This window comes from Comamonas sp. MYb69, assembly GCF_037479315.1.
GTDB lineage: Bacteria > Pseudomonadota > Gammaproteobacteria > Burkholderiales > Burkholderiaceae_C > Comamonas.
The window spans coordinates 37,342-62,188 of record NZ_JBBGZG010000015.1 but is presented as its reverse complement, the minus strand read 5'-3'; the positions used below and the strand labels follow the sequence as shown (position 1 = coordinate 62,188).

Annotated in this window: 18 protein-coding genes and 1 tRNA gene; 11 read left to right on the top strand and 8 right to left on the bottom strand. The window is 63.2% G+C overall.

All coding sequences use genetic code 11. The features are described 5' to 3' along the window. Nucleotides 1-45 precede the first annotated feature (45 nt). On the bottom strand, nt 46-924 hold the full coding sequence (locus WH303_RS19165) for a DUF3626 domain-containing protein (protein ID WP_339520436.1): 879 nt from the start codon (nt 922-924) through the stop codon (nt 46-48). A 161-nt stretch (nt 925-1,085) separates the two neighbouring features. On the opposite strand from WH303_RS19165, the gene tenA reads away from it, so the two are divergent. The 6 genes from tenA to WH303_RS19135 all read left to right on the top strand — a co-directional run bounded on the left by tenA (nt 1,086) and on the right by WH303_RS19135 (nt 12,367). Then, nucleotides 1,086-1,751, top strand: coding sequence for a thiaminase II (tenA, locus tag WH303_RS19160; protein ID WP_339520434.1), 666 nt, complete (start codon nt 1,086-1,088; stop codon nt 1,749-1,751). 228 nt (nt 1,752-1,979) lie between these two features. Continuing rightward, on the top strand, nt 1,980-2,213 hold the full coding sequence (locus WH303_RS19155) for a hypothetical protein (protein ID WP_021027653.1): 234 nt from the start codon (nt 1,980-1,982) through the stop codon (nt 2,211-2,213). A 728-nt stretch (nt 2,214-2,941) separates the two neighbouring features. Then, nucleotides 2,942-4,606, top strand: coding sequence for an MdtA/MuxA family multidrug efflux RND transporter periplasmic adaptor subunit (locus tag WH303_RS19150; protein ID WP_339520433.1), 1,665 nt, complete (start codon nt 2,942-2,944; stop codon nt 4,604-4,606). Between the two features lie 13 nt (nt 4,607-4,619). Beyond that, nucleotides 4,620-7,730 carry an efflux RND transporter permease subunit gene (locus tag WH303_RS19145; RefSeq protein WP_339520432.1) on the top strand — a complete coding sequence of 1,037 codons (3,111 nt, stop codon included), beginning with the start codon at nt 4,620-4,622 and terminating at the stop codon, nt 7,728-7,730. Continuing rightward, nucleotides 7,727-10,918, top strand: a complete 3,192-nt coding sequence (locus WH303_RS19140) for an efflux RND transporter permease subunit (RefSeq protein ID WP_339520431.1) — start codon at nt 7,727-7,729, stop codon at nt 10,916-10,918. Before WH303_RS19145 ends, WH303_RS19140 begins: the two co-directional genes overlap by 4 nt. 6 nt (nt 10,919-10,924) lie before the next feature. After that, entirely contained in the window at nt 10,925-12,367 is a 1,443-nt protein-coding gene (locus tag WH303_RS19135) for an efflux transporter outer membrane subunit (protein ID WP_339520429.1), read from the top strand. A 16-nt stretch (nt 12,368-12,383) separates the two neighbouring features. Here the strand turns inward: WH303_RS19135 and WH303_RS19130 are convergent, their stop codons facing one another. After that, complete coding sequence (locus tag WH303_RS19130) at nt 12,384-13,463, bottom strand: DNA/RNA non-specific endonuclease (protein WP_339520427.1); 1,080 nt, start codon at nt 13,461-13,463, stop codon at nt 12,384-12,386. Nucleotides 13,464-13,999: 536 nt separating this feature from the next. Here WH303_RS19130 and WH303_RS19125 point away from each other — a divergent pair. Both WH303_RS19125 and WH303_RS19120 read left to right on the top strand, forming a co-directional pair. Next, a complete protein-coding gene (locus WH303_RS19125) occupies nt 14,000-14,275 on the top strand; it encodes a hypothetical protein (RefSeq protein WP_021025765.1) in 276 nt (91 codons plus the stop codon). Between the two features lie 483 nt (nt 14,276-14,758). Next, nucleotides 14,759-16,303, top strand: coding sequence for a DUF11 domain-containing protein (locus WH303_RS19120; protein WP_339520425.1), 1,545 nt, complete (start codon nt 14,759-14,761; stop codon nt 16,301-16,303). A gap of 438 nt (nt 16,304-16,741) precedes the next feature. Here WH303_RS19120 and WH303_RS19115 read toward each other — a convergent pair. Next, nucleotides 16,742-16,826, bottom strand: a tRNA-Leu gene (locus WH303_RS19115). Nucleotides 16,827-16,863: 37 nt separating this feature from the next. Between WH303_RS19115 and cysM the strand changes: the two genes are divergently transcribed. Genes cysM through WH303_RS19100 form a run of 3 tightly spaced genes read left to right on the top strand, consistent with a single transcriptional unit; the run spans nt 16,864 to nt 18,706 of the window. Next, nucleotides 16,864-17,775, top strand: coding sequence for a cysteine synthase CysM (gene cysM, locus WH303_RS19110; RefSeq protein ID WP_260719907.1), 912 nt, complete (start codon nt 16,864-16,866; stop codon nt 17,773-17,775). A 47-nt stretch (nt 17,776-17,822) separates the two neighbouring features. Beyond that, nucleotides 17,823-18,446, top strand: coding sequence for an NUDIX hydrolase (locus WH303_RS19105; RefSeq protein WP_312986942.1), 624 nt, complete (start codon nt 17,823-17,825; stop codon nt 18,444-18,446). A gap of 32 nt (nt 18,447-18,478) precedes the next feature. Continuing rightward, nucleotides 18,479-18,706 carry a sulfurtransferase TusA family protein gene (locus WH303_RS19100; RefSeq protein ID WP_027010629.1) on the top strand — a complete coding sequence of 76 codons (228 nt, stop codon included), beginning with the start codon at nt 18,479-18,481 and terminating at the stop codon, nt 18,704-18,706. A gap of 74 nt (nt 18,707-18,780) precedes the next feature. On the opposite strand, the gene galU is transcribed toward WH303_RS19100, so the two are convergent. The 5 genes from galU to WH303_RS19075 form a co-directional block, all read right to left on the bottom strand. Next, nucleotides 18,781-19,668, bottom strand: coding sequence for a UTP--glucose-1-phosphate uridylyltransferase GalU (galU, locus tag WH303_RS19095; protein WP_021025769.1), 888 nt, complete (start codon nt 19,666-19,668; stop codon nt 18,781-18,783). Nucleotides 19,669-19,776: 108 nt separating this feature from the next. Next, the gene (locus WH303_RS19090; protein ID WP_339520420.1) at nt 19,777-22,680 is read right to left on the bottom strand and encodes a valine--tRNA ligase; all 2,904 of its coding nucleotides are present in this window, start codon (nt 22,678-22,680) and stop codon (nt 19,777-19,779) included. Nucleotides 22,681-22,912: 232 nt separating this feature from the next. Further along, nucleotides 22,913-23,488, bottom strand: coding sequence for a YceI family protein (locus tag WH303_RS19085; protein ID WP_021027209.1), 576 nt, complete (start codon nt 23,486-23,488; stop codon nt 22,913-22,915). A gap of 54 nt (nt 23,489-23,542) precedes the next feature. After that, a complete protein-coding gene (locus WH303_RS19080; RefSeq protein WP_339520419.1) occupies nt 23,543-24,118 on the bottom strand; it encodes a YceI family protein in 576 nt (191 codons plus the stop codon). A gap of 42 nt (nt 24,119-24,160) precedes the next feature. Continuing rightward, nucleotides 24,161-24,724: a cytochrome b gene (locus WH303_RS19075; protein WP_339520417.1), complete on the bottom strand. Its 564-nt coding sequence runs from the start codon at nt 24,722-24,724 to the stop codon at nt 24,161-24,163. Nucleotides 24,725-24,847: the final 123 nt, after the last annotated feature.

Genomic DNA, 24,847 nt, shown 5'->3' with positions numbered 1-24,847 from the left:
GGAGTGCCCGCGCCGACAAAAGCAGCGATTATCGGTGATGCGGCCCTAACCCGACTGTCTGCCCAGGTGGGCGATGCAATGCCAGGCTTTTTTCAGCAGCGGCGCCGGGTAGCGATGGCGGGCCTGGGCCTGGCCCAGATCGGCTGGGGTGAGACCGTCCGGCGCCCGTTGCAGCAGTTCGGCCAGCACCTCGGCCACGTCGGCGCCCCGGTACTGGCTGGCTTGCGCCAGCTGCCCGGCCTGCAGCCGGTAACCGGGGTGAAAGCGCAAGGGCAGACCGGATGTCTGCACGGCCTGCGCCAGCGGCGTATCGCGGTAGCAGGGGTCGAGCCAGATGGCGGCCACATCGCGCGCCAGAACCAGGCCGCCATGCAGCTGGGCTTCGACATAGTGGTCCAGCGGGTCGGCCAGTTGCAGGCATTGCAGCTGCTGCCAGTCCATCTGCTGCCACAGCCCGACATGGCGGGGCTGCCAGTAGCTGTCGGGGTCGCAAAAGCTGCTGCGTGCGGTGGCAGAGCTGTGCAGCTGCAGATACGCCGATCCAAAGCGGGGCGCGGCGCCATAGCCCTGGTGGCTGGGGCGGCCCAAGGGCACCAGATCGACGGCGCCGTACACCGGCCGCTCGGCGGGATCGGCGTGGTTGTAAGCGCCCGCAAACTGCTGGTCCTCCCACTGCCAGCGCTCGCCCTGGGGCTGGGGGCTGTAGCTGCCATTGCTGCGGCCGCTCTCAAACTGCGACAGGTAGCGGCCTTGCTGGCACAGCAGCGCCAGCAGCGGCTGGCCTTGTACGGTCCAGTCGGGATGAAAGTGGACGTGAATCGAAGCGGGTGCAGGTGCGTGCTCGCGCACCGGGCCGCCACGGCGCTGCACGGCCTGCAGGGCTTGCTGCTGGGCGGCGGTCAACAAGGGCGCGGGGCTGGGCATGGGCAGGGCGGGTTCGGTTGAAGGTCCAGGGACTGCAGTGGATGGATCGTAGCCGGTTCTGCGCTGCATGCATGCCCGGGCTGTTCTGGGGTTGGATACTGCCCAGCGGCCCGGCACTGGCCGACAATCAGCGCTTGTCCACGATCTCTTGAGGAGTTTGCATGTCGTTTTGCCAGGCCTTGTGGCAAGCCAACCAGGCGCTGTACCAGCGCACCTTGGACCATCCCTTCAACCGCGAGCTGGCGGCAGGCAGCTTGTCGGTCGAGCGCTTTCGCCATTACATGATCCAGGATGCGCATTACCTGGTGGCCTATGGCCGTGCGCTGGCCGTCGCTGCCGCCAAGGCCGACCAGGCCGAGGGCGTGGTGCAGTTTGCCAATGCCGCCAATGAGGCGGTGGTCGAGGAGCGCAAGCTGCACGATGGCTTTATGCGCGACTTCGGCATCAGCGCGCAGGACTTTGCCGCCACGCCACTGACACCGGCCTGCCACCACTACACGAGCTTTTTGCTGGCCAACAGCTGGTCGGAGAGCTACCCGGTGGCGCTGGCCGGGCTCTTGCCCTGCTTTTGGATCTATGCCGAAGTGGGGCGGGACATCCATGCTCGCTCCCAGCCCGGTAACCCCTACCAGGCCTGGGTGGACACCTATGCCAGTGAAGAATTCCACGCCGCTGTGCGCGCCGTCATCGCCACGATCGACCGTGTGGCGGACGCCGCTGACAGCGCCACCCGCACGCGCATGGCCGAGGCCTACCGCTACAGTGCTGAGCTCGAATGGATGTTCTGGGACAGCGCCTACCAGCTGGGAAGCTGGCCGACGCGCTGAGCGGCACCCAAACTGCGTTGCGCTGCTGCGCTGTAAAGCTCCGGCAGCGCCGTCGTAAAGTTATGCAATGCGGCTCCACAGTGCGATAGGCTAGCGGTATTCGCCTACAGGCGCTTTCGAAAAACGGTCTTACGCTTCGTGGCATTCATTGACCAGATGCGCCAACGCGCAGACCCCGAGCAAGTCCGAGGCCTACACGCACGTATCGCAACCATATAAGGAGTTGCCATGTTGTCTACCAACACCACCCATACCGCTTACCACGCTCCCGTGTTCGAACCCACGGTCGATGAGTTGGCCGCTTTGAAGAAACTGGAACTGGGAGAAAAGATTTCGCTGCAGGATGCTGTGCATGCACATGTCTCCAAGCGCTTACTGGAACGCGGCATGGTGGTGGAGCGTGAGGGCTACATGGTCATCACCTCAGAAGGCCTGCAACAGATCAAGCGCCGCGATGCCTGATCCTCAGCCCGCTGTTCTCCACAGCACCCAGGCAGCCCAAGCAGGCTGCCTTTTTTTTCATCATGGTTAACTTTTTGTCTTAGTTTCAACGATTTGGGTGGCTTATCTACAGCTGTGCACAGAGCTTTCCACAGCATTGTGCCCACGGACTGGGGACAACGCTGCGCTGCGCCAAAACAGCGGTGCTCCAGTGCCAGAAGAGGCCAGGGCCAGCAGTGTAGTGGCGTTGAAACTGCGCGAATGACGCGCCCAGGCCCCATATGCCTCAATTTTGAGCAAGGCTGGCATTTGGCTTAGGAATCAGCGGCTTGCCCTGCTTATCTACAAGCTTCTTCACAGCTTTCCACAGCATTGTGCCCGTGCAATGGGGACAAAGCGGGACCGCTGCGCGATGCGCAGGCTAGGGGTGATCTGCAAGCTGCTGGGCCGCTGCAGCCGTGTTGGCTGGCTTGCGCTTTGCCGCGCCAGGAATGGCGATGGGTGGCTGCAGGCAGCCAAGAAACTGCGCCGCAAAAAACCTGCGTGTCCAACAGCCTTGCCAGCGGCGTGCTGCCACGGAATCTCAGTAGACTCGGGGCTGGCGGCGGTGGCGTTTACTTATCTTCGCAGTCGGTACAGGGCAGGTGCAACATGGCTGCACTAGGATGCGGTCATTCTTTACATGCCGGTGCTGATGGTGGAGCTTTGCCACAGGCCGCTGCTGTAACTCACCTCTACCGATTGCTGCCATGGACCATAACTCCAATAATTCCACCCGTCCCACCCCAACCCCCGGCGCGGCAGACGCCGGGTTGAACCCCGGTGCTGCAGCAGCACCCAAGCGGCGCAGCCGCTGGCTGGGCTCGACGATCGCCATCGTGCTGGTGGCGGGGCTGGCAGGCGGGGCCTGGTACCTGGTGCAGAGCAAGAAGAACCCGAGCGGCATGGCAGCCGGTGCACCTGGCATGGGCGGCCCACCGGGCGCCGGTGGCCCTCCCGGCATGGGCCCGGGCGCGATGCGGGCGATGGCCGTCACCGTGGGCAGTGCCGCTGCCAAACGCCAAACCCTGCCGGTGACCCTGACGGCAATGGGCACGGTGGTGCCCACCACCACGGTGACCCTGACCACCCAGGTCTCGGGCATTCTGCGCGATGTGCTGTTCACCGAAGGCCAGATGGTCAAGAAAGGCCAGAAGCTCGCCCAGATCGACCCCCGCCCGTTTGAGCAAGCGCTGCAGCAGGCCAAGGGCCAGTTGGCGCGCGACCAGGCGCAGCTCGATGCCGCGCGCGTGACGCTCAAGCGCTACCAGACCTTGTGGGACCAGGATTCGATTGCCCGCCAGGATCTGGACACGCAGGCCGCGCTGGCCAAGCAGCTCGAAGGCACGGTGCTCACCGACCAGGCCCAGGTGCAGACCGCCCAGCTCAACCTGGGTTATGCCAGCATCACCTCACCCATCGATGGCCGCATCGGTCTGCGCACGATGGACCCGGGCAACTACATCAGCGCCGGCGGCACCACCGGCATCGCCGTCATCACCAAGATTGCGCCGATCGATGTGAGCTTTACCGTGCCGCAGGACCATATCCCCTCGGTGCTGGGCGCGCAAAAGGCCGATGCCCGGCTGCCGGTGGCAGCGCTCGATCGCGCAGGCAACAAGACCCTGGCCCAGGGCGTGTTCCTGACCTTGGACAACCTGGTTGACACCGCGACGGGCACCGTCAAGGCCAAGGCCCGGTTCGACAACAGCGATGGCTCGCTCTTTCCCAACCAGTTTGTCAACACCCGTTTGACCTTGAAGGACGAGAGCGCGCTGGTGGTGCCGGTCACCGCCATCCGCACCGGTGGGAATGGCGATTTTGTCTACGTGATCAACGCCGACCGCACCGTGACCCAGCGCACCGTCATCCGGGGCATGAGCACGGTCGAATGGGTGGCCATCAACACGGGCCTCAAGGAGGGCGAGCTGGTGGTGACCGAGGGCGCCGACCGCTTGAAGGATGGCGCCGTGGTGGCCCTGCAGGGCGATACGCCCACCCAGGCCCATGGCGCCAGCAGTGGCCGGCGCGGCCCGCGCGAGGGTGGTGGACGCCGAGGCAATGGCGAAGGCCGTGGCGCCAATGGTGCGGCACCCGGCGGTGCGGCGGGCAATGGCGCGCCCGCCGGCGGTGGTGGTGGTGGCGGTGCAGCCGTTGAGCCCAATGCTGGCCAGCCCAGTGCCGCAGCCCCTGCGGTGAACCCGGACCAACCCGCCGCTGGCGCCAGTGGTTCTGGCGGTTCGGGTGGCTCGGGCGGAGCAACCCCTGCGACCGGCTCCGGCCAGACCGCACCCGCGATCAAACCGGAGGAGGTGCCCAAGGGCATGGCGCCAGCGGCCAGCACCGTGCAACCCGCCCAGCGCGCCAACCCATAAGGCGGGCTGAGCGATGAGTCCTTCCCGTCCCTTTATCCAGCGGCCGGTAGCGACGGCCTTGCTGATGCTGGCCATCGTGCTGACCGGTCTGGTGGGCTTTCGGCTGCTGCCGCTGTCGGCGCTGCCCGAGGTGGATTACCCGACGATCCAGGTGCAGACCTTGTACCCGGGGGCCAGCCCCGAGGTGATGAGCCGCACGGTGAGCGCGCCGCTCGAGCGCCAGCTCGGCCAGATGTCCGGCCTGGACCGCATGGCATCGACCAGCGCAGCGGGCGTGTCGATTGTGACCTTGCAGTTCCAGCTGGGCTTGTCGCTGGATGTGGCCGAGCAAGAGGTGCAGGCGGCGATCAACGCCAGCAGTGCATTGCTGCCGGCCGATCTGCCCGCACCCCCGATCTATGCCAAGGTCAACCCGGCCGACACGCCGGTGATGAGCCTGGCCATCACCTCCAAGGAGCTGCCGCTCACCGAGGTGCAGAACATCGTCAACACCCGCCTGGCGCAGAAGATCAGCCAAGTCACCGGCGTGGGACTGGTCAGCCTGGAAGGCGGGCAAAAGCCTGCGATGCGCATCCAGGCCAACACCCAGGCGCTGGCGGCCAATGGCATCACCTTGAGCAGCCTGCGCACTGCCATCAGCAATGCCAACTCCAACACCGCCAAGGGCAGTTTTGATGGCCCCAAGCGCTCCTACTCGATCAACAGCAATGACCAGCTGCTGACTGCTGCCGACTACATGAACCTGGTGGTGTCCTGGAAGGACGGCGCCCCGGTGCTGATGAAGGATGTGGCCCGTGTGGTGGCGAGCGCCGAGAACGACCGGCTCGCTGCCTGGGTCGATGAGACGCCGGCCATCATCTTGAACGTGCAGCGCCAGCCCGGCGCCAATGTGATTGCGACAGTGGATGCGATCAAGCAGCGCTTGCCCGAGCTCACCGCGTCCCTGCCGGCCTCGGTCGAGGTCAAGGTGCTGACCGACCGCACCACCGGCATCCGCGCCTCGGTCGAGCATGTGCAGATGGAGCTGGCGCTGGCCGTGGTGATGGTGGTGCTGGTGATCTTCTTCTTCCTGCACAGCCTGCGTGCCACTGTCATTGCAAGCCTGGCCGTGCCGATCTCGCTGATCGGCAGCTGCGGGGCCATGTACCTGCTGGGCTACAGCCTGAACAACCTGAGCCTGATGGCGCTCACCATTGCCACCGGCTTTGTCGTCGACGATGCGATCGTGATGATCGAGAACATTGCGCGCTACATCGAAGAGGGCGAGACGCCGATGGCCGCTGCCTTGAAGGGCGCGGCGCAGATCGGCTTCACCATCATCTCGCTGACGGTGTCGCTGATTGCGGTGCTGATTCCGCTGCTCTTCATGGGCGATATCGTCGGGCGCCTGTTCCGCGAGTTTGCGGTGACCTTGGCCATCACCATCCTGATCTCGGCAGTGGTGTCGCTCACCCTGGTGCCGATGATGTCAGCGCGCTGGCTCAAACAAGAGGACACCAGCGCGCACACGCGCGGCTGGGCCAGCTCGGTGCAGCGCGGTTTTGACAAAGTGATCCACCACTACGACCGGGGCCTGCACTGGGTGTTTCGCCACCAGGCGCTGACCCTGGTCGTGGCCGTGGCCACCGTGGTGCTGACGGGCCTGCTCTACCTGGCCATCCCCAAGGGCCTGTTCCCGACGCAGGACACCGGCCAGCTCCAAGCGCAGATCGAGGCGGCGCAAGAAGTGTCCTTTGCCCGCATGAGCAACCTGCAGCAGCAGGCGGTGAGCGCCATTCTGCAGGACAAGGATGTGGCCTCGGTCAGCTCGGTGGTGGGCGTGGATGCCGCCAACAACACCATGCTCAACACCGGCAGCCTGTCGATCAATCTGACCCGGCCGCATGATGCGCAGGACGAGGTGATGCAGCGCCTGCGCGAGCGGGTGAGCCAGGTGGCAGGGGTGCGCATTTTTCTGCAGCCCTCGCAGGACCTGACCATCGACTCGCAAACCGGTCCCACCGAATACCGCCTCTCGATTGGCGGCGTGAACACCGACCAGGTCAATGACTGGACGCAAAAGCTCGTCAGCCAGTTGCAGAATGTGGCTCAGGTGCGCAATTCCACCAGCGACGCCGGGCGCAAGGGCCTGTCGGCTTATGTGAATGTGGACCGCGATACCGCATCGCGCCTGGGCATCAGCGCCAGCAGCATTGATGACAGCCTCTACAGTGCCTTTGGCCAGCGCATTGTCTCGACCATCTTTACCGAGACCAACCAGTACCGCGTGATTCTGGAGGCGCAGCAGGAGCAGCTCAACAGCGTGCAGACCTTGGGCAACCTGGCGATCAATGCCAGCAGCACGGGCGCGACGCCGCTGTCGGCGATTGCCAAGATCGAGGAGCAGATGGCACCGCTGCAGGTGACGCGCGTGTCGCAGTACCCGGCCGCCACCCTGGGCTTTGACACCGCGCCCGGCGTGTCGCTGGGCCATGCGGTCGATGCCATCAAGCAGGCGGCCAAGGATATTGGCATGCCCGCGTCGCTGACCATGGAGTTCCTCGGCGCTGCGGCCGCCTACCAGAACTCGCTCACCAGCCAGCTGGTCTTGATTCTGGCAGCGCTCATCTGCGTCTACATCGTGCTGGGCGTGCTGTACGAGAGCTATGTGCACCCGATGACCATTTTGTCCACCTTGCCGTCTGCTGGCGTGGGCGCCTTGCTGGCGCTGATGATCAGCGGCAACGACCTGGGTGTGATCGGCATCATCGGCATCATCTTGCTGATTGGCATCGTCAAGAAGAACGCGATCATGATGATTGACTTTGCGATCGATGCCGAGCGCAACCAGGGCATGGGCCCGCAAGAGGCCATCCACCAGGCGGCCTTGCTGCGCTTTCGGCCCATCTTGATGACGACCCTGGCCGCCTTGTTTGCCGCGCTGCCGCTGATGTTTGGCTGGGGCGAGGGCGCCGAGCTGCGCCGCCCGCTGGGCCTGGCCATTTTTGGCGGGCTGATGCTCAGCCAGTTGCTGACCCTGTTCACCACGCCGGTGATCTACCTGGTGTTTGACCGCCTGGGTGCCCGCTTTGGCCGCCGCCAAGCCGGCAATGCCGATGGCAGCCATGCCGAGGTGCAGGCATGAACCTGTCCCAGCCCTTTGTCAAACGCCCGGTCGCAACGGTCCTGCTGACCATCGGCATGGCACTGGCGGGTATTGCCGCGTTCTTTGCGCTGCCGGTGGCACCGCTGCCGCAGGTGGACTACCCGGTGATCTCGGTCACGGCCAGCCTCTCGGGTGCGAGCCCGGAGAACATGGCCTCGAGCGTGGCCACGCCGCTGGAGCGCCACCTGGGTGTGATTGCCGGGGTCAACGAGATGACCTCGCGCAGCTCGACCGGCTCGGCCAATGTGACCTTGCAGTTTGACCTCAACCGCGACATCAATGGCGCCGCGCGCGAGGTGCAGGCGGCCATCAATGCCGCGCGCACCGATCTGCCGTCTGACCTGCGCAGCAACCCCACCTACCGCAAGATGAACCCCTCGGATTCGCCGATCATCATCTTGGCGATGACCTCGCCCACGCGCACGCCCGGTGAGCTGTATGACGAGGTCTCCAACGTGGTGAGCCAGCGCATCTCGCAGGTCGATGGTGTGGGTGATGTGGAAATCGGCGGCGGCTCCTTGCCGGCGGTGCGGGTCGAGCTGCTGCCCCAGGCGCTGAGCCACTACGGCATTGCGACCGAAGATGTGCGCGCCGCCATCCAGGCGGCCAATGCCAACCGGCCCAAGGGCGCCATCGAGAGTGGTGGTAACCGCCTGCAGATCTACACCCCCGCGCCCGAGCGCAAGGCCAGCTGGTACCAGGGCCTGGTGGTCGGCTGGCGCGACAATGCGGCCGTCCGGCTGGGCGATGTGGCGCGGGTCATCGACGGGCCAGCCAATGTCTACACGATGGGCCTGTTCAACGGCCAGCCCGCCATCCTGGTGCTGATCACGCGCCAGCCCGGCGCCAACATCATCAATACCGTGGACAACGTGCGCAAGCTCCTGCCCGAGCTGCAGGCCCAGCTGCCCAAGGATGTGAAGATCCAGGTGGCCAGCGACAGCACCAACTCGATCCGCTCGTCGCTGCGCGAGATCGAGACCACCTTGATGGTGTCGGTGATCCTGGTGGTGCTGGTGGTGGGCGCCTTTATCCGCAAGGCGCGCGCCACGGTGATTCCGGCCGTGGCCACCGTCGTTTCGCTGCTGGGCACCTTTGGCGTCATGTACCTGCTGGGCTATAGCCTCAACAACCTCAGCCTGATGGCGCTGACGGTGGCCACCGGTTTTGTCGTGGATGACGCGATTGTGGTGCTGGAGAACACCAGCCGCCATATCGAGCAGGGCATGGACAAGATGGCCGCCGCGCTGCAGGGCGCGCGCGAAGTGGGCTTTACCGTGCTGTCGATCAGCCTGTCCCTGGTGGCGGTGTTCATTCCGCTGCTGTTCATGGAGGGGCAGATCGGCCGCTTGTTCAAGGAATTCGCCGTGACCTTGTCGGTCGCGGTGATGATCTCGCTGGTCATCTCGCTGACCACGACGCCGATGATGTGCGCCTGGTTTCTGCGCAATGAGGATGCCATCGAGACGGCGCCGCGCGGCCGCTTTGCCCGCGCGCTGGAGAACAGCTACAACGCGATGCTGCGCGTTTATGAGCGCTGCCTGGATTGGGCCTTGCATGCCAAGGCCGTGGTGATGCTGATCCTGGTGATCGTCATCGGCATGAATGGCTATCTGTTCCTGCATGTGCAAAAGGGCTTTTTCCCGCAGCAGGACAACGGCCAGCTCGCTGGCGGCCTGCGTGCGGACCAGAGCATCTCGTCGACCGCGATGGCCGGCAAGCTCAAGGAGGCGCTGGCCATCATCCAGCAGGATCCGGCCATCGACACGGTGGTGGGTTTTGCCGGTGGCAGCCGCTCGGGCGGCGGCTTTGTGTTCATCAACCTCAAGCCGGTCAGCGAGCGTGATGTGACCAGCCTGCAGGTGGTGGCGCGCCTGCGGCCGCAGCTGTCGCAGATCACCGGTCTGCGCGTGTTTCTGAACCCGGTGCAGGATTTGCGCATGGGCGGGCGCTCGTCGAACTCGACCTACCAGTACACCCTCAAGAGCGACAACACCGCCGACATGAAGAAATGGGCCACGCGCCTGGCCGAGCGGCTCAAGCAAGAGCCCTTGCTGCAGGATGTGGACACCGACCAGTCCGACAGCGGTGTGGAAGTCTATGTGGAGGTGGACAAACAGGCCGCAGCACGCCTGGGGGTGAATGCCAAGTCCATCAACAATGCGCTCTACAACGCCTTTGGTCAGCGCTCGGTGGCCACCATCTACAGCGATCTGAACCAGTACTCGGTGATCATGGAGTGGGCACCGGAGTACACGCGCGGGCCCCCGGCGTTGCAGGATATCTATGTGCCATCGAATCTGAGCGGCACCGAGGGCACCGCGGCCAACCCGGCCCTGCGCAGTGCATCGACCGGCAGCGTGATCAGCACCAGCGTGGCCACCATGGTGCCGCTGTCGAGCTTTGCCAAGGTGCTAGAGCGCCCCGCGCCCACCAGTGTGAACCACCAGGACGGTGAGCTGTCGACAACGATATCGTTCAACCTGGACGCAGGCGTGGCGCTGAGCGAGGCCCAGCAGGTGATTGCCCAGGCCGAGGCCGATATCGCCATGCCGATCAATGTGCGCGGCAGCTTCCAGGGCACGGCGCTGAGCTTTCAGAAGTCGCAGAACCAGCAGCTCTACCTGATCCTGGCCGCGATTGTCGTGATCTACATTGTGCTGGGCATGCTCTATGAAAGCCTGGTGCACCCGATCACCGTATTGTCCACCCTGCCATCGGCGGGGGTGGGCGCGGTGATTGCGCTGATGCTGTTTGACATGCAGTTCACGGTGATTGCGCTCATCGGGGTGTTCTTGCTCATTGGCATCGTGAAGAAAAACGCCATCTTGATCATCGACTTTGCGCTGGAGGCCGAGCGATCGCGGGGGCTGTCCGCGATCGACGCGGTGCGCGAAGCCTGCCTGCTGCGCTTTCGCCCCATCCTGATGACCACCTTGGCTGCTGCGCTGGGTGCCTTGCCGCTGGCCATTGGCTTTGGCCAGGGCTCGGAGCTGCGCCAACCGCTGGGCATCGCCATCATTGGCGGCCTGCTGGCCAGCCAATTGCTGACCCTGGTCACCACCCCCGTGGTCTATGTGCTGATGGACAAGCTGCGCCGCCGCGCACCCAACGAGCGTGACCTGGGCCGTGCCTCGAGCGACGGCATGCCCACTCTGGAACACTGATACGCCATGACGCCTTCTCTTGATCTTTCCAAGCCTTCTCGCCTCCCCCTGTTGCGCAGCCTAGCGCTGGCGCTGTGCTGCGCCGGGCTGTTGAGCGCCTGCTCGGTGGCCCCCGTCTACCAGGTGCCCGCCACCCCAGCACCTGCCAGCTTCAAGGAAGCGGGCGCGCTATGGCAAAGCGCCCAGCCCAACGATGCGGTGGACCGGGGCGACTGGTGGACGCTGTTCGCAGACGAGCCGCTCAACCAGCTCGCCGCGCAGGTGCAGGTGCACAACCAGAACATTGCCGCGGCCGCAGCCGCCGTGCAGCAAGCCCAGGCGGCGCTGCGCGTGGAGCAGGCCGGCTTGCTGCCGACCGTCAGTGGCAGCCTGGGCCAGACGCGCCAGGGCGGCAGCCAGTCCAGCAGCAATGGCAGTGCCTCGCTGGGCATCAGCGCCGCCTGGGATGCGGACCTGTGGGGCCGTCTGCGCGAATCGGTGAGCGCTGCCCAAAGCAGTGCCCAGGCGAGTGAAGCCGATCTGGCCGCTGCGCGCCTGTCGGCCGTGGGCAGCCTGGTGCAGAACTATTTCCGCCTGCGCGAGGCCGATGCCGAGATGCAGATCCTGCTGCAATCGATCGAGGGTTACCAGCGCAGCCTGCTGATTGCTCAGAACCGCTACGACGTGGGGGTGGAGGCGCGCACCGCGGTGCTGCAGGCGCAGACCACCTTGACGACGACCCAGGCCAGTGTGGAATCCCTGCGCCAGTCGCGCCAGACCTATGAGCATGCGATTGCCGTGCTGACGGGCCAGGCGCCGGCGCAGTTTGACCTGCCTCCTGCCGCCTGGAACGTGACCGTGCCCGAGATTCCGGGCGTGGTGCCCTCGACCCTGCTGGAGCGCCGGCCCGATATTGCCGCTGCCGAGCGTGCAGTGGCTGCGGCCAATGCCCAGATCGGCGTGGCTCAGGCGGCTTATTACCCGAGCCTGAGCCTGAGCGGCTCGCTCAACCGTTCGGGATCCAACCTGGGCAACCTGTTCAGCGCCTCGGGCCTGCTGTGGTCGCTGGGGGCATCGCTGAGCCAGAGCATCTTCAACGCCGGCGCCACCACCGCGCAGGTCGATTCGGCCCGCGCCGCGCATGCGGCCCGCACGGCCAGCTACCGCCAGTCGGTGCTGGCGGCGTTCCAGGCGGTCGAGGATGTGCTGAGCAATGTGGCGGCGCTCAATGCCCAAAAGCCGCTGCTGCAGCAAAGCCTGGATTCGGCCGAGAAGGTCGAGCAGCAGATGCTCAACCGCTACAAGGAAGGACAGGTTCCCTATACCGATGTGGTCACCGCCCAGGCGACTGCGCTGTCGGCGCGCCGGTCCTTGATCCAGCTGCAGCTGAACCAGCAGCTGGCAGCGGCCCAACTCATCCAGGAGCTGGGGGGCGGCTGGCATGCCGATTGGATGAAGCCGGGCGCTTAAAGCTCAGCCAAAGGGTTCAGTGCAGATGGGGCAGAAAATTGCGCCCCGTCCGCTGCACAAATTGCGCATAGCTCATCGGCGCGCCCAGCTGCGCATCGCCCCGGTTGGGCAGCACCCAGGCCCAGGCGCGTTGCTGCTGCTCATCAAACACCAGCTTGTACAAATGGCTGGGCACCCAGACCTGGTTGCGGCCAATGGTGGGGGTCTGGCCCTCAAACAAGGGCCCGGTATAGACAAAGACATTGCCGCTGGCGCGCTTGGCGTACTTGCGCACATCCGCTTCGAGCTTAGACCAGACCTGGCGGTTGTGCGTCGGGTCCTGCGGCACCATGTTGGACAGCGCAAAGGACTGCGCCATGCCGGTGGCGGTGCTTTGGTCCGCTGCTGGCGCCATATGGCCTCGGTCATAGCCGCTGGCCTGGTAATCGGACAGCTCGGCCTTGTAGGCCGCGCGCAGGCGTGCATCGGCATAAAAGTGGTCGGTGCGCTGCAAGCCCGCCGCGCCTTGCAGCCGCTGGCGGCTCAAGCGCTCCACCGTGACGATCGGCGTTTTGGACAGCCCCGAATACAGCACCGCAAACCCGGTCGAGCACAGGGTGACGGGCATCCAGTTGCGCCCCACACTGGCAGCACTGAGCGGCGCGCTGGCGGGCAGCTGCTCGGCACAGTCGGCAAAGCCCTGGCTGCCCCTGTCGCTGCCCGCCTGGCTGGAGGGGGGCGGGGTGGTGGCGGCTGAGGAAGGCGCGTTGGCGTGCCCGGCATCTGACGCAGCGCCCCGGCTTTGCCGGGCAATTTCTATAAAGCGGCTTTGCCAGTCTGCAGCGGTGGACTGGACCTCTTCCACCCAATGCTGCACCGTTTGCACCGGTGGAAGCTGCTGCAGCCACTGGGTGCTATGGCTGACAGCCCATTGGCGGATATGGTCGAGTTGCGGTACATAGGCGGCCGACGCGATGGCCGCGACCGCGCTGTAGGCGGCAATCGCCCCTTTGCCCACCATGCCGCGCAAAAAACCGCGCAGCAGGCCGGGGGCGGACTTGGATGCTTTCTTCTTTTTGGCGGGGCGCTTGGCGGAACGGGGAGGAGGGCAGGCCATGAACTACGACAACCGGGGCATGCCGACCTTCAGCCAGCACAGCAGGACAACTGCCGTATTGTGGCTCAAATTGCTACCCGTTGCCTGAAATTGCTATGAATTTTTAAGCTAACTATCTAGTGTAATGAATGCGTTGTGGCTATATGGTGCTGAAGGCCGCCAAGCATAGGACTGTATAAAAATATGGCAAATATTGCGCTGTAGAAGCGCAACTGGCACAGCTGCCCCTGCGCCATCGGGGCTGGTGCTTCAACCAAGTGGTCTGCGGCTGCTGCTGCATCCCCCTTAAAACAGATTTCACACGAATGGCAAACAACTGCAAACTGATAGTTGTTGTTAACCGCAAATAGATTTAATCGAATATCATATAGCTATCAATTATAGCTAAGTGTTAGCGCAGAGTTAATCGCTGTAGCCGTTTCATCATTTATCGTCCGCGCTGGGGGAGAACCCAGTGCGGAATTTTTGATGGTGGCGCAGGTAATGGGTGGTAATGGTATTTGCTGCCCCTAATTCGCAAAGACAATATTTACTCAATGTACACCCCTGTCTACGTGTATTTGTCGTCAGAGCCGTTTTCGAAGATAAAACTCAAGCCCACCAGCCATTTTGGCGTGTACCGAACGGATCCCATCAAGCTGGTGGTCAATGAAACCACGGTGGCGACCTACCAGTATGTGCGGCTGGACCGGGTATTCAACAAGATTTTTATCTACGATATCCATTTGCGCCGCGATGTGGGCAGCCTGGGCCTGGGCCAGTTTTATGACGAGCAAATGGGCGGGCGTGGTAAATCGGGTGGGGATGAATAATCGCCATGGTATTGGATGATTGTGGGGGACGATTCCAATAATCGCATGGTCAACTGCCATGGGGCTCCATCTGGTTTTCCGCCTCTGCAGATGGTTTGCGCGGTCGGTCAATGCCATCTTGGCTATCTGGCTTCGTGGGGTTCGACAATGGACATGCGCTGGTCATCAGCGGCGCTGGATGCAAGCGTCTTGCGACCAAATAGGCATCCCCTCTCGGAGGCACAACGGTCGTTCGTTGTGCGGCAACGGCTTGAACACTTTGAGCGACCGTCCGCGTCCCCGCCTTCCTGAGGGGGAGCAGGCACCCTTATAAGCAAATAGCTTAGAAATATTCAATCGTAAAAGAAACTTTATATAACACTTTTTGACTACAAGTGTGACAATGTGTTTCTTTCATGGCTGGTCCAAGTGCCTGCGATGTGGTGGTTGTTCTGTCCCGTTGCGAAATCCCCCGAATCCCATTCTTCTATCTCACCCACGGCAATGAAAAAGCAACTTTTGGCCTTTGCGGCTGCGGCCTGCGCGCTGTCTTCTTTTGCGCAAACGACGGTGCCGACGCTATCGTGCTCCAGCCTTGTCTCCGAACTCAACACCGGCGCTCTGAATGGAGCGAAGCTGGGTACTTTCCAGCAGGATCCCATTTGGAGCCAGTTTCAGGAGCTCACCAATTCGCCACAAACGCCCCCGCCTAACGGCGCCAATTGGGTGCAGGGCCGGACGACGGGGACGGTAGACGGAAGCTGGGCTATTTTTGGTGATGCACAGTGGCTCAGTCCCGGCTTCACGGGCGTGGGTGGAGCAAACAATCAGTCGTCGCCGGGCAACTGGTGGCCGCGTCCCAATCCTAGTTCGACGCCATTCAACAACCACTACCGGGTCCAGTTCAACCTGTCGCCCGAAGTGCCGCCGTCTGCCCTGCGCATCGAGATGGAATACATGGGCGATGACGTGGTCAAGGCGGCCTATGTCAATGGCGTTGCGGTTGCTCCGTTTTCAGGGGGCGGGTTTGGCGGCGGGGTTTACACCACGCTGAACAGTGGCTGGGTCGCTGGCCTCAATACCCTCGTATTTACGACGGCAGATACCGGATGGGCCGCAGGCTTTCTGGCGCGTGCCCGCACTGCCGGGGAGTCGGTCTGTTCAGTATCACCGATCAGTGTGACCAAGACGGCAGACAAGGCCAGCTATGTGCCGGGCGAAACCATCAACTACAGCGTAACGGTAACAAGCCAAGGCTTGGTAGCTGCTGCTGGCCTGAGCTTGGCAGATGCAGTGCCTGCCGGTGTGGCCAACCCGGTGTGGACCTGCTCGGCAGGCGCGGGCACGGCAATGTGTCCTAGCCCTGTCACCTCCAATGTGGTGTTTGACTTGCCTGCGCAATCCAGCCTGGTGTTCAGCTTGTCAGGCACGGTCACGGGCCGTGCCAGTCTGGACAACACCGCAACGATCAGCCCTGGCACCGGTGGCGTGTGTTCTGCCACGACGGGCTGCTCAGCGACGGTCACTCCGCCCTATACCGCCTCGTCGACTTCTCCCATCAGCATCACCAAAACAGCGGATCAAGCAAGCTACCAGCCGGGGCAGACGGTGCAGTACGCCATCACGGTTACGAACGAATGGACTGCCAATGCGACAGGCTTGATGTTGGCGGATCCGCTGCCTGCTGGTATCTCGAATCCGGTGTGGAGCTGTGCTGCCGCCGCTGGTGCTGCGGTCTGCCCTGTGCCAGCAGCGCCAGGCACTAGCTTTGATTTGCCAGGCAACTCCAGCCTGGTGTTTACGTTGAAGGGCACCGTAACCGGCCTGGCTTCTCTGGACAACACGGCTACGGTCAACCCTGGCATCGGTGGGGAGTGCGCGGCCAGCACCGGATGCTCCGCCAGCGTGAGCCCCAGCTACACCGCTGCGCCCCCGGTGGCACAGGCCGTGCCTGGCCTGGGTGCGGGCGCGCTGTCGGCCCTGACGGCGTCCTTGGGTTTGCTGGCCTGGCGACGCAAGAGGGATCAGCGCATGAGGGTTGAGAAATAAGCCGCCTCCCGCGCCATATCGTTTGGTTCCAGCCCTCCTTGTGAGGGCTTTTTGCTGCGTTGGTGGTGCAGAGTGGGCGCATTTGGCAATGCAGCCTTTTTTCTCGCTCGTGCTGGAGTGGCTAGCTGGTCAATGCCAACGTATGCACACCGCAATTTTTATGGCTGCAGGGTGCTCTGATGGTGACAGCCGCAATTTGGCGGGTGGTGATGGCGAAAGCCTGGAGGCGTATGCGATATGCATCGATGCTTCAATCAGATGCATGCCAAGCACCCCCAACACCAACCCAACAAGGGGCTTGCCCTCTGGTTAGAATGTCGGCTGCTATCGTTTTTAAACAAACGCAATCGGTTTTAACCGCGAACGCCTAGACATGCAGCACCCCACGCCAGACAAAGAAAAAGCCGCTAAGTTGTTTAAACTTAACGGCTTTGAATGTGGTGCCCGGGGCCGGAATCGAACCGGCACGCCTTGCGGCGGGGGATTTTGAGTCCCCTGCGTCTACCAATTTCACCACCCGGGCTGTGTCTGTATCGCAGCTCGCAATTATGGCACAAATAATGAGCTCCAAAAAATACCCAACGATTGAGGATGCGATTGGCAAGACCCCCCTGGTGGCCCTGCAGCGCATCGGTGCCGACTACAACGAAGCCCATGGCAATGTGGTGCTGGGCAAGCTCGAGGGCAACAACCCGGCCGGCTCGGTCAAGGACCGGCCGGCGGTGTCGATGATCCAGCGCGCGCAGGAGCGCGGCGAGATCAAGCCCGGTGATACCTTGATCGAGGCGACCTCGGGCAACACCGGTATTGCGTTGGCGATGGCCGCGGCCATCAAGGGCTACCGCATGGTGCTGATCATGCCCGAGGACCTGTCCATCGAGCGCGCGCAGACGATGAAGGCCTATGGCGCGCAGCTGATCCTGACGCCCAAGAGCGGCGGCATGGAATATGCCCGCGATCTGGCCGACAAGATGGTCGCCGAGGGCAAGGGCATTGTGCTGGACCAGTTTGCCAACCCGGACAATCCGCGCGCGCATTACGAGACCACCGGCCCTGAGATCTGGGAGCAGACCGGCGGCCAGATCACCCACTTTGTCAGTGCGATGGGCACGACCGGCACCATCACCGGCGTCTCGCGCTACTTGAAGGAAAAGAACCCGGCCGTGCGCATCATCGGCGCCCAGCCGACCGAGGGCTCGCGCATCCCCGGCATCCGCAAGTGGCCCGAAGAGTACCTGCCCAAGATCTATGATCCGAGCGCGGTCGACGAGATGGTCTATGTAACCCAGAACGATGCCGAGGACATGGCCCGCAGCCTCGCCCGTGACGAAGGCATCTTTGCCGGTATTTCTGCGGCAGGCGCCTGCCATGTCGCTCAGGAAATTGCGCGCCGCGAACGCAACGCTACCATTGTGTTTGTCGTCTGCGACCGGGGGGACCGCTATCTGTCCACCGGCGTGTTTCCCGCCTGAGCACGCGCGCCGAGCGATGAGCGCTCGGTTGCCGGCATGAAAGCCCTATGCAATACGAAACGAAATTTTGCGTGAACTGCGCCACGGCGCTGCAATGGAAGGTGATGGCCGAGGACAGCGGCGATGTCAGCCGACTGCGCTGCCCCGCCTGCGGCTGGACGCACTGGGGCAACCCCACGCCCGTGCTGGCCGCTGTCGTCGAGAACGACCAGGGCCAGGTGCTGCTGGCGCGCAATGCGCTGTGGCAGCCGGGCATGTTTGGCCTGATCACTGGCTTCATGGAGGCTGGCGAATCGCCCGAGGCCGGCATTGCCCGCGAGGTGCTGGAAGAGACCGGCCTGCAGACCCAGGCCCTGCGCCTGATTGGCTGCTGGGAGTTTTTGCGCATGAACCAGGTGTTGATCGCCTACCATGTGCGCGTGGCGGGCCAGCCCGATGACGTGCGCCTGTCGCCCGAGCTGGTGGAATACCAGTGGAAGACGGCGCAGGATGTGCTGTGCTGGCCCTCCGGCACCGGCTATGCGATGGCCGAGTGGGTCAAGAGCAAGGGCGAGCCGGTGCGCTTTGGCGCCTTCCGCCCCAACCAGAACCCTGAGCCCGATCCGGCCAAATGGCCGGTGAATTATTGGCAAGAGGATGCCCGCTTTGTGGTGGCGCCCCGCCTGGGCTAGACCCTGCTTGGCATCAACAACGAATGAACACGATGGATATTGACCAGGAAGTGGATACGCGGGGGCTGAACTGCCCGCTGCCGATTTTGAAGGCCAAGAAGGCCTTGGCCACCATGCAGAGCGGGCAACTGCTCAAGGTGGTGGCGACCGATACCGGCTCGATCCGGGATTTTCAGGCCTTTGCCAAGCAGACCGGCAATGAGCTGGTGGAGCAGCAGACGGTGGGTGAGGAGTTCATCCATATTCTGCGCCGCCGCTAGGCGCTCCCCACGCTGCTAAAACACCAAAGGCCTGCATCTGCAGGCCTTTGTTTTGTGGGAGTTTCAGCGCAGATTCAGATCTGCAGGTTCTTCAAAAAGGCGCGGAAATCATCGCCCACATCGGGGTGCTGCAGCGCCAGCTCCACCGTGGCCTGCAAAAAGCCTTCCTTGCTGCCGCAGTCATAGCGCTTGCCGCTGTACTGGTAGGCGTACACCGTCTCGCTGTGCATCAGGCGCTCGATCGCATCGGTCAGCTGGATCTCGCCGCCCACGCCCTTGGGCTGGTTGCGGATCTCGTCAAAGATGCCGGGGGTGAGTACATAGCGGCCGGCCACACCCATGCGGGAGGGGGCTTTTTCCGGGGCGGGCTTTTCAACGATCTCGTCAATGCGCATCAGCGGGCCGCCTGCGGGCTCGCCCTTGACGATGCCATAGCGCTTGGTGTGTTCCAGCGGCACCTCCTGCACGGCCAGCAGTGAGCGGCCTTGCTTGGAGAAGGCGGCCGTCATCTGCGCCATCACGCCCGGGCCGCCTGGCGCGCCGGTCATCAGGTCGTCGGCCAGCAGCACGGCAAAAGGCTCGTTGCCTACCAGCGGCTCGGCGCAGAGCACCGCATGGCCCAGGCCCAGCGAGCGGGGCTGGCGCACAAACAGGCAGTTCATGTCATCGGGGCTGACGCTGCGCACCAGGTCCAGCATGGCTTGCTTGCCGGCGTTTTCCAGCTCGTTTTCCAGCTCATAGGCGGTGTCGAAGTGGTCTTCGATGGCGCGCTTGCTGCGGCCGGTAACAAAGATCATGTCCCGGATACCGGCCTCGTAGGCCTCTTCCACCGCGTACTGGATCAGGGGCTTGTCCACGACGGGCAGCATTTCCTTGGGCGATGCCTTGGTGGCAGGCAAAAAGCGGGTGCCCAGGCCAGCGACTGGGAAAACGGCTTTGCGGACACGGGTCGGTGTAGTCATAAATACTCGGGTTCTAGGACTTGGATGTGACAAAGGCGCAGCAAGCTGCGCCTTTGTGTGCAGGGCCAAGGGGCATTATGTGCTGATTTTTGCACCGCCCCGGCCGATTCAGCCCAGGCGCTGGAGCTGCTCTTGCAGCTTGCTCAGCGAGGCGCCAAAGTCCGCCATGCGCTTTTTCTCCTGGTCCAGCACCGCAGCGGGGGCCTTGGCGCAGAAGGCCTCGTTGGACAGCTTGGCGTTGGCCTTGGTGATCTCGCCTTCGAGGCGCTTGATCTCCTTGCCCAGGCGCAGCTTCTCGGCCTCCACATCCACTTCGACAAACAGCGCCAGGCGCGCATCGCCCACCACCGACACGGGTGCATGCTGGGCCTCGGCCGCCCAGGTGGTTTCGTCGTCGAACACCTTGACCTCGCTCAGCTTGGCCAGGTTCTTGAGCACATCGGCGTTGGCGCGCAGGAAGGCGGCGCCATCGGCAGAGCCGGCCACCGTCAGCAGCGGCAGGCGCTGGGCGGGCGAGACGGCCATCTCACCGCGCAGCGCACGGCAGGCGTCCACCATCTGCTTGATGCGCTCCACATAGGCGATGGCCTCGTTGTCGATCTTCTCGGGCTGGGCTTGCGGATAGGCGGCAATCGCAATCGATGCGCCTTCGCGGCCGGCCACAGGCGCCATCTTCTGCCACAGCGCTTCGGTCACGAACGGGATGATCGGGTGGGCCAGGCGCAGGATGGTCTCCAAGGTGCGGATCAGCGTGCGGCGGGTGCCGCGCTGCTGGGCTGGGTTGCCGGTCTGGATCTGCACCTTGGCGATTTCCAGGTACCAGTCGCAGAACTCGTTCCAGACAAAGTCGTAGAGGGTGTTGGCGACGTTGTCCAGGCGGAACTCGGCAAAGCCCTTGGCCACCTCGGCCTCGACCTTTTGCAGCTGCGAGACGATCCAGCGGTCGGGCTGGCTGAACTGCAGGTAGTCGCCCGTGGCGCACTGGTCCTTGCTGTGCTCGAGCAGGCCGCAGTCATGGCCTTCGCAGTTCATCAGCACAAAGCGCGAAGCGTTCCACAGCTTGTTGCAGAAATTGCGGTAGCCTTCGCAGCGCTTGCTGTCAAAGTTGATCGAGCGGCCCAGCGACGCGAGCGCTGCAAAGGTAAAGCGCAGCGCATCGGCGCCATAGGCGGGAATGCCTTCGGGGAATTCCTTTTGCGTGTTCTTGCGCACCTGGGGCGCGGTCTCCGGTTTGCGCAGGCCCACGGTGCGCTTGTCCAGCAGCGGCTCCAGTGCAATGCCATCGATCAGGTCGACGGGGTCGAGCACATTGCCTTCGGACTTGGACATCTTCTTGCCCTGCGCATCGCGCACCAGGCCGTGGATGTAGACATGCTTGAACGGCACGCGCCCGGTGAAGTGCGTGGTCATCATGATCATCCGGGCGACCCAGAAGAAGATGATGTCGTAGCCGGTCACCAGCACCGACGAGGGCAGGTAGAGGTTGAAGTCGTCATCGGCGGCGTCGCCTTGCTCGGGCCAGCCCATGGTGCTGAAGGGCACCATCGCCGAGGAGTACCAGGTGTCGAGCACATCGGCGTCGCGGCGCAGTACCTTGCCCGGCGCCTGTGCCTGGGCTTCGGCCTCGTTCTTGGCGACATAGATGTTGCCTTCTTCGTCGTACCAGGCCGGAATCTGGTGGCCCCACCACAGCTGGCGCGAAATGCACCAGTCCTGGATGTTGTTCATCCACTGGTTGTAGGTGTTGACCCAGTTCTCAGGCACAAACTGCACCTGGCCCGAGGCCACGGCGTCGATGGCCTTTTGTGCAATGCTCTTGCCGGTAGGATCCTGGTCGCTGACCTTGCTCATTGCGATGAACCACTGGTCGGTCAGCATGGGCTCGATCACCTGGCCGGTACGGTCGCAGATGGGCACCATCAGCTTGTGCTTCTTGGTCTCGACCAGCAGGCCCTGGGCTTCGAGGTCGGCCACGATGGCCTTGCGCGCCACAAAGCGGTCCATGCCGCGGTATTTCTCGGGCGCCTCGTCGTTGATCTTGGCTTCCAGGGTCAGCACCACAATCATCGGCAGCTTGTGGCGCTGGCCCACCTGGTAGTCGTTCTGGTCATGCGCGGGCGTGACCTTGACCACGCCGGTGCCGAACTCGCGGTCCACATAGTCGTCGGCAATGATCGGGATCTGGCGGCCCACCAGCGGCAGGGTCACGGTCTGGCCAATCAGGTGTTGGTAGCGCGTGTCCTCGGGGTGGACCATCACGGCGACGTCGCCCAGCATGGTCTCGGGGCGGGTGGTGGCCACCACCAGCTGGCCTTCGCCGCTGGTCAGCGGGTAGGCAATGTGCCACAGCGACCCGTCCTTTTCCTGGTTTTCCACTTCCAGGTCGGACACGGCCGATTGCAGCACCGGGTCCCAGTTGACCAGGCGCTTGCCACGGTAGATCAGGCCTTGCTGGTAGAGCTTGACGAAGGTCTCGGTCACCACCTTGGAGAGCTTGTCGTCCATCGTGAAGTACTCGCGGCTCCAGTCCACCGTATCGCCCATGCGGCGCATCTGCGTGGTGATGGTGTTGCCCGATTGCTCCTTCCACTCCCAGACCTTGGCGACAAAGTTCTCGCGGCCCAGGTCATAGCGGCTTTGGCCGGCGGCTTGCAGCTGGCGCTCCACGACGATCTGGGTGGCGATGCCAGCGTGGTCGGTGCCCGGAATCCAGGCCGTGTTGTAGCCCTTCATGCGGTGGTAGCGGGTGAGCGAGTCCATGATCGTCTGGTTGAACGCATGGCCCATGTGCAAGGTGCCGGTCACATTGGGGGGCGGCAGCTGGATGGAGAAGTTGTGCTGCGCCGCAACCGATTCCGCATTGGGCGCACCGGTGCCGCGATAACCGGCGTTGCCGTAGCCGCGCTTTTCCCATTCCGGGCCCCAATGGGCCTCGATGGCCGCAGGCTCAAAAGACTTGGACAGGCTATCGAGACCTGGTTGGGAGATCGGTTGGCTGTTGGTGTCGCTCATGGTGTGATCAATGGAAAACGGCACCACAGATCGAGATGCCGTTGGATAGCTTGGAAAGAATAGGCTGATTTTAGCCCGCCTGCGGCCATGACCGGCCCGCGTGGGCTTGTGCTGCCGTTGGCAGCAGCACAAGCCCTTTGCACTGGCCATAAAAAAACTGCCAGGGGCCGTCAATCGGCCACTGGCAGTCTGCACTCCTGTGCGGAGGATTTCAGCGTGGGTATCGGCTGGGTTACTGCTTCACAGCTTCGATCTGCACGACCAGGCGCACATTCTTGGCAGCGCCATAGTTCACACCGTAGTCCAGGCCGAAGGCGGTGCGGTCAAAGGTGGTTTCGAAATCGCCACCGCAGACTTCGCGGTCCTGCAGCATCTTGTTGGGGTAGCAGCTGAACTTGCTGGCCTTGAAGGTCACGGGCTGGGTCTTGCCCAGCAAGGTCATGTTGCCTTCGACGGAGGCGAGCTTGTCGCCGTCAAACACGAACTTGGTGGACTGGAAACGGGCCTTGGGGTGCTCGGCCACGTTGAAGATGTCCTTGCTTTGCAGGTGCTTGTCAAAAGCGGGCGTGCCGGAGTTGACCGATGCGGTGTCGATGCTGATGTCCACCGAGCCGGTCTTGCCAGCGCGGTCCAGGGTCAGGGTGCCTTCTTTTTTGTCAAAGCGTGCACGGTTGGTGCTGGCGCCGTTGTGGTCGATCTCGAAGGTCGCAAAGGTGTGCGTCGGGTCGATCGCGTAGGTGGCTGGAGCCGCGTGCACGGCACCGGCGAACAGGGAAGCAGCGGCCAGAGCCAACAGGGAAGTGCGCATCAGGAATCTCCTAAAAAAAGGGGTTAAAGAGCTGAGAACAGGGAAAAACGTGGCTTAAATCTTGCCCACACCGGTCAGGGCCAGCTTGAACTGCACCTGCACTTCGTCGGCCACCATCGAGGTGTCCTTCCAGTCGCCATCACCGATGGCATAGGTCAGGCGCTTCAAGGGCAGGGTGCCCGCTGCGGTGGTGGTCGTGCCCGACTGGGTCAGGGTGACAGGCAGGCTGACCTTCTGAACGTTGCCCTTGATCGTCAAGGTGCCATCGACCTGGTACTTGCCGCCGCCCAGCGCCTTGACGGCGGTGGAGTCAAACGTGGCTTGTGGGAACTTGGCGACGTTGAACCATTCTGCCTTGGGCAGCTCGGCATCGGTTTCCTTGACGCCCATCGTGGCGCTGCCGGTATCGACCGAGAAATGGATCTTGCTGGCTTCGGGCTTGGCGGTGTCGAAGGCGATCTTGGCATCGAACTTCTGGAAGTGGCCCTTGATTGGCACGCCCATCTGCTTGGCTTCGAAGTTGACGGCGCTTTGCGCGGGCACCAGTGCTTGCTGGGCCATCACGGGGGCGGCAAAGGCAGCTGCGGTCAGGGCGGCAGCGAACAGGGCGAAGGGGGAGAGCTTGGACATCAGATCAGACTCCAGTAAAAAAACGGTGCAAAACAGTACGAATCAAGAGGCGCGGCCGGGCAGCATGCGCGAGAGCAGGCCATCGCGGTCGATCAGCTGGTGCTTGAGCAGTGCGGCCACATGCATGACCACCAGCGCAGCCAAGGTGTAGGCGAGGTAGGCATGCCAGGGCTTGAGGGCTTCCGCCAGCTCGGGGCTCTTGCTCACCAGATCGGGCAGCGGGATCACGCCAAACAGCACGATGGGAAAGCCCGCTGCCGAGCTGTAGATCCAGCCCACGAGCGGCACCGCGAAGAACAGTGCATACATCAGGTGGTGCACGCCGTGGTGGGCCACATGCTGCCAGGCGGGCATCGCGCGGGCGGTGGCCTCGGGCAGCGCCGGCGGGCGGTGGGTGAAGCGCCACAGGATGCGCACGGCCGACAAAATCAAGATCGTCATACCGGCCCATTTGTGCCAGTTGAAGTACTTGAGGCGGGTGGGGGAGAAGGGCAGGCTGGTCATGTACAGGCCGAAGGCAAAGATGCCAATCAGGGCCAGGGCCAAAATCCAGTGCAGTGCGATCGCCGTGCCGGTGTAGCGGGTGTTATTCGTCGTGGTAGCCATAAAAAACGCTGCAGCGGTAGGCCCAGCGGTATTGTTTGAAGCGAGTGTAGGAGCGGATCAACCGGTAGAAGTTCAGCCTGATTGATGGCGAAGTTCAAATTAATTGAATTGATCGATAGCCTG

Bases quoted from the DNA above. Each gene is read 5' to 3' on its own strand.
- WH303_RS19165 (WP_339520436.1), bottom strand. From the start codon at position 924: ATGCCCAGCCCCGCGCCCTTGTTGACCGCCGCCCAGCAGCAAGCCCTG.
- tenA (WP_339520434.1), top strand. From the start codon at position 1,086: ATGTCGTTTTGCCAGGCCTTGTGGCAAGCCAACCAGGCGCTGTACCAG.
- WH303_RS19155 (WP_021027653.1), top strand. From the start codon at position 1,980: ATGTTGTCTACCAACACCACCCATACCGCTTACCACGCTCCCGTGTTC.
- WH303_RS19150 (WP_339520433.1), top strand. From the start codon at position 2,942: ATGGACCATAACTCCAATAATTCCACCCGTCCCACCCCAACCCCCGGC.
- WH303_RS19145 (WP_339520432.1), top strand. From the start codon at position 4,620: ATGAGTCCTTCCCGTCCCTTTATCCAGCGGCCGGTAGCGACGGCCTTG.
- WH303_RS19140 (WP_339520431.1), top strand. From the start codon at position 7,727: ATGAACCTGTCCCAGCCCTTTGTCAAACGCCCGGTCGCAACGGTCCTG.
- WH303_RS19135 (WP_339520429.1), top strand. From the start codon at position 10,925: ATGACGCCTTCTCTTGATCTTTCCAAGCCTTCTCGCCTCCCCCTGTTG.
- WH303_RS19130 (WP_339520427.1), bottom strand. From the start codon at position 13,463: ATGGCCTGCCCTCCTCCCCGTTCCGCCAAGCGCCCCGCCAAAAAGAAG.
- WH303_RS19125 (WP_021025765.1), top strand. From the start codon at position 14,000: ATGTACACCCCTGTCTACGTGTATTTGTCGTCAGAGCCGTTTTCGAAG.
- WH303_RS19120 (WP_339520425.1), top strand. From the start codon at position 14,759: ATGAAAAAGCAACTTTTGGCCTTTGCGGCTGCGGCCTGCGCGCTGTCT.
- cysM (WP_260719907.1), top strand. From the start codon at position 16,864: ATGAGCTCCAAAAAATACCCAACGATTGAGGATGCGATTGGCAAGACC.
- WH303_RS19105 (WP_312986942.1), top strand. From the start codon at position 17,823: ATGCAATACGAAACGAAATTTTGCGTGAACTGCGCCACGGCGCTGCAA.
- WH303_RS19100 (WP_027010629.1), top strand. From the start codon at position 18,479: ATGGATATTGACCAGGAAGTGGATACGCGGGGGCTGAACTGCCCGCTG.
- galU (WP_021025769.1), bottom strand. From the start codon at position 19,668: ATGACTACACCGACCCGTGTCCGCAAAGCCGTTTTCCCAGTCGCTGGC.
- WH303_RS19090 (WP_339520420.1), bottom strand. From the start codon at position 22,680: ATGAGCGACACCAACAGCCAACCGATCTCCCAACCAGGTCTCGATAGC.
- WH303_RS19085 (WP_021027209.1), bottom strand. From the start codon at position 23,488: ATGCGCACTTCCCTGTTGGCTCTGGCCGCTGCTTCCCTGTTCGCCGGT.
- WH303_RS19080 (WP_339520419.1), bottom strand. From the start codon at position 24,118: ATGTCCAAGCTCTCCCCCTTCGCCCTGTTCGCTGCCGCCCTGACCGCA.
- WH303_RS19075 (WP_339520417.1), bottom strand. From the start codon at position 24,724: ATGGCTACCACGACGAATAACACCCGCTACACCGGCACGGCGATCGCA.